Raw genomic sequence first — 4,065 nt, forward strand, 5'->3', positions numbered from 1 at the left:
CGCCGGTGCCAGCCGCGCCCGTGCCAGCCGCGCCAGTGGAACTCGCGTCGGTGGAACCCGTGTCGGCAGCCTGGCTGGAGCCGTCGGATCGAGCCGGAACCGTGATGTCCTGCGACGACCGGGAGGCCGGGGGAGCGGCGTCGGCGGGTGGCGCCGGGCGGCGCGACGGGTCCGCCTGGTTGCGGGGCGCGATCGCGGCTGGTCGGCCGGCGCGGCGCGTGCGATTACCGCGTGTGCGCCGGACATCCTCGTCCACCTCGGCGGCCGGCGTGGGCCGGCCATCGGACCCGGTACCCGGTGGCTCCGCCGACGATGACGATGTGGCCTCTTCGGCGGATGTGGCCTCTTCGTCGGTTGCACGGTCTGCACCCGGTTCGGTCGCCGATGTCGCATCATCGAGGTGGAATGCCTCGCTCTGCCACGCTTCGCCGGACGGCTGCGGCGAGTCCGACCCGCTCCGCCGCCGATGCCGCCGGCGCCCGGAGCGCGCGTAGGGAGGTGAGTCGGCGTCCTCGCTGGCCGGCGCATCGTCGCGCCCGTACTGGTCGTCTCGGTCGGGCAGCTGGTTGGAACGGGAGGCCGTCGTGGGGATGCGGGCGCCTATGAGCGAAACGGGCCGCGCGTCGCCTTCCTCACCGTACGGTGCCTGTGGCACATCGCTCACGCGCCGTCGCCCTCCCGGCTCTCTACAGGTTAGCTAGTGCCAGTTAAGGTTACTTACTGTTACTTACCTTCGGCTGCGGTCGGATCGATGTAACACGAGCCATTCGAGTATGACAAGCTCTAGTTGAGGCTACCCACAACGGACGGGTCGGTGTAACTTCCGGAACCGGAACCGGAACTGTGTGGTGCGCCATTGCCGAGGCGAGCCGGCGGCTGGTTCGGCGGAAGATCCGCGCCGGGGGCCGGCGGTGGCGGCCAGGATCACGCGGCGCGAATCGTGCGGCGGAGCGAAAGGAGCGTCGGTGGCGCAGGACGGCTTCTCGACGGCGACGCCCCGGCCATCCGCCCATACCGGGCGTTCGGGTGGCCCGCAGGGTGCGCCGCCGCCGGCCCGGACCGCGCCGGTCGGATCGTCCTCCCTGCGTTCCGCGCAGACGCCGCTGTCCTCGCCGGGTACCAGGCCGTCCGTGTCGGGTGGGGCCGGTGGACTAGCCAGGCTGGGTGCCGCGGGCGGCTCGGGCCCGGCGACGGCTGCCGCGGGATCGGCGGTCCGGCCGGCCGATGACGACGACGTGCTCACGGTCGACGAGCTGGTCGCCTGGCTACGCCTGTCCGAGAGCACGGTCCTCAAACTCCTGTCCGAACGGGCGATCCCGGCCCGCAAGGTCGGCCACCAGTGGCGGGTGCGCCGCGGCCGGGTGCGGGACTGGCTGGACGGCCGCGAATGACCGGCGGCGTGATGAGGGCGGGAACGAGGATCGCCGGTGCCGACGCGTCCGAGTGTGGCTGCGCGCCGGTGATCGGGCGCCACGGCGGCTCGGTGTAGCGGCGCCCAAGGTGTGCTCGTGATCCGAGGCGAGCCGGCGCGGCCGGTCTCGATGCTGCTGGTAGTGCCGATGCTGCTGGTGGTGCTGGCGGGCTGTGGGACGTTGGATCGCGCCGCGGATCCCGCCCCGAGTCCCTCGGTGACCACCGGCCCGCCGCCGGGTGCCAGTCAGGCGCCGGGGCCCCCGCTGGCGACCGCGACCGCCCTCGCGACCGGCGAGGTCGACCGTACGAACCCGGCCGCGGTCGCGGTGGACTGCTTCACCCGCTGGCAGTCGTTTGACGCCCGGACCGACTCGGGGCCATCGGCCGGCGTCGAGCGTGCCCGGGACTGCCTCACCGAGGACTTCGCCGCCTCGCTCGGCGCGGGCGCCCCCGGCGCCCCCGGCGCCGCTGGCGGGGGCGCAGACGGACAGGCCTGGCAGGATCTCCGTGCCCAGGGCGCTCGTTCGCAGGTGTCGGTGCTGGCGACCACGCCTCTGGGTGGCATCGACACCACCGCGACCGGCCGCGTCGTGCTTCAGCTCAACGTGCGGCGCGAGAGCACGACGGGCAACGAGGCGCCGGTCGCGGCGTTGTCCACCCCGGCCCTGACGCTGCTGCGCCAGGACGACGGGACGTGGCGGGTCGCCGGGGCAGATCTCGCCAGCGTCGCCGGCGACGCGCCGGGACGGTGAGACCGGATGGCACGTGGCTTCCCGCCCAAAAGATCCGGGTGGCTGGTGTGGTTGGGCACCGGCTCGGCGATCGTCATCGGTGGGGTCATCCTGTTTATCTCGGTGTTGATCATGTCTCTGGCCGGGCCGTTCGTCGGTGATCACGGCCGGGGCAACAAGTCGATCGAGAACGCCGACGGCATTCCGGCCGAGTACGTGCCGCTGATCACGGACGCGGCGAACGGCGCCGGCTGCGAAGAGGTGACGCCGGCCCTGCTGGCCGCCCAGCTGCACCAGGAATCCGGGTTCAACCCGCAGGCCCGCTCGCCCGTCGGGGCGATGGGAATCGCCCAGTTCATGCCCGCCACCTGGGCCAGCCACGGCCAGGGCGACGTGTGGAACCCGGTCGACGCGATCCCGGCCGCGGCCCGCTACGACTGCGCGGTGGCGGCGTCGGTCGCGTCGGTGCCCGGCGACGGGCAGGAGAAGATGCTGGCCGCGTACAACGCCGGCGCCGGGGCGGTGCTGGCCTACGCGGGCATCCCGCCCTACACCGAGACCCGCAACTACGTGCGCACGATCCTCGCCCAGGTGCAGGTGTACGGGGACTCGCTTGAGTTCGGCGTGGAGATCCCCGCCGGCACGATCGCCCCCGTGGTGGCGTTCATGGAGTCGCAGATCGGCAAGCCCTACGTCTGGGGGGCGATCGGGCCGGACTCCTGGGACTGTTCATCGCTGGTGCAGGCGGCTTACCGGAACATCGGCATCGAGCTGCCCCGGGTGACGACCGACCAGCTCCGGTTCGGCCCGGTGGTGGCCGGGGTCGACCCGCAGCCCGGGGACCTGTTGTTCACCCCGGGCACCGACGGCACCGCTGACGCACCCGGTCATGTCGGGATGTACATCGGCGACGGCCGGGTCATCGCGGCCAAGGGGGCCCGCTGGGGCGTGGTCGAGTCCGACATCTCGGACTGGACTGGAACGGTCGCGGTGACGAGGCCGTTGGCCAAGGAACTCCGTTAGCCCACCCGGCCGGATTGACGGCAGCTCAGGCGGTGGCCTCGGAGACGAAGTCCGACAGCCCGTTGGCCACTCCGCCCAGCACGCCCACGGTGTTGTGCACCACGTCAGCGGCGTTACTCGGCGCGGTCACCGTGAAGAACAGGATGAACAACCCGATACCCCACGGCCAGATCAGTTTCTTCATGCAGGACCTCGCAGCACAGCCAGCCGATTAGGCCGGACGGACACCAACGTCGATAAGTTACCGACAGCACGTGTGTACTCACCTTGAGTAGTTGCTGCAAGGGGAATCGCCGAGTGGGCGGCGATGCCTCGCCGGACGGGCACCTCATCACCCGGCGTGGGTGACCCGCGGTCCCGTTCGTCCTCGGACGCGCCGGCGGACACCTGCGCGGACACGGCGTAACCCCCGGCGGGACACCGAACGGACAGCAAGATGGCCACCTGTAGCCAATGGGCGACGCCAGCGCGACAGGCTCTAATGGTTCATGCCACCCCGGGCCGGCGGACGTCGACTCCTGGCGCGGGGTGGCTACCCAAAGTGACCGATCTTCGCAGGTCAGGCCGGTGTGATGCCCTGCGCGAAGCGGAACAGGTCGTCGGGGTCGTACGCCCGCTTCACCTGCCGCAGCCGAGCCAGGTTCGCCCCGTAATACGCCTGCGCCCAGCCGGCGAGCTCGGGGTCGATGTAGTTCTGGTAGGCGGATCGGGAGACGAACGGCGCCGTCGCCTCGACGGTGGAACGCAGCCAGCGGCGGTTGGCCTCCTTCTCGGCCGGCGTGGCGTTCGGGGCGTAGCCGGCGACGTACTGGGCGCTGGCGATCGCGCCGCGATGGACGAACGCCGTGTCGCCCGGCGCGACCCGGTTGATCGCCCCGCCCCAGGAATCCAGGATCAC

The 4,065-nt window shown here is 71.7% G+C and carries 5 protein-coding genes; 3 read left to right on the plus strand and 2 right to left on the minus strand.

Translation table 11 applies throughout. From position 1 onward, the window contains the following. Positions 1-965: 965 nt before the first annotated feature. The 3 genes from NBZ85_RS33915 to NBZ85_RS28520 all read left to right on the plus strand — a co-directional run bounded on the left by NBZ85_RS33915 (position 966) and on the right by NBZ85_RS28520 (position 3,167). On the plus strand, positions 966-1,391 hold the full coding sequence (locus NBZ85_RS33915; RefSeq protein WP_261560298.1) for a helix-turn-helix domain-containing protein: 426 nt from the start codon (positions 966-968) through the stop codon (positions 1,389-1,391). 117 nt (positions 1,392-1,508) lie between these two features. Next, positions 1,509-2,165 carry a hypothetical protein gene (locus NBZ85_RS28515; protein WP_261560297.1) on the plus strand — a complete coding sequence of 219 codons (657 nt, stop codon included), beginning with the start codon at positions 1,509-1,511 and terminating at the stop codon, positions 2,163-2,165. Positions 2,166-2,171: 6 nt separating this feature from the next. Beyond that, the gene (locus NBZ85_RS28520; RefSeq protein WP_261560296.1) at positions 2,172-3,167 is read left to right on the plus strand and encodes an NlpC/P60 family protein; all 996 of its coding nucleotides are present in this window, start codon (positions 2,172-2,174) and stop codon (positions 3,165-3,167) included. A gap of 25 nt (positions 3,168-3,192) precedes the next feature. Here NBZ85_RS28520 and NBZ85_RS28525 read toward each other — a convergent pair whose 3' ends face one another. Continuing rightward, entirely contained in the window at positions 3,193-3,351 is a 159-nt protein-coding gene (locus NBZ85_RS28525) for a cytochrome c family protein (protein WP_261560294.1), read from the minus strand. A 375-nt stretch (positions 3,352-3,726) separates the two neighbouring features. Then, on the minus strand, positions 3,727-4,065 hold a 339-nt coding region (locus NBZ85_RS28530), incomplete at its 5' end, for an FAD-binding oxidoreductase (protein ID WP_261563047.1).

This window comes from Frankia tisae, assembly GCF_025403405.1.
Classification (GTDB): Bacteria; Actinomycetota; Actinomycetes; order Frankiales; family Frankiaceae; genus Frankia; species Frankia tisai.

Excerpts from the sequence above, each read along its gene's own strand:
- NBZ85_RS28520 (WP_261560296.1), top strand. The coding sequence starts at position 2,172 with ATGGCACGTGGCTTCCCGCCCAAAAGATCCGGGTGGCTGGTGTGGTTG.
- NBZ85_RS28525 (WP_261560294.1), bottom strand. The coding sequence starts at position 3,351 with ATGAAGAAACTGATCTGGCCGTGGGGTATCGGGTTGTTCATCCTGTTC.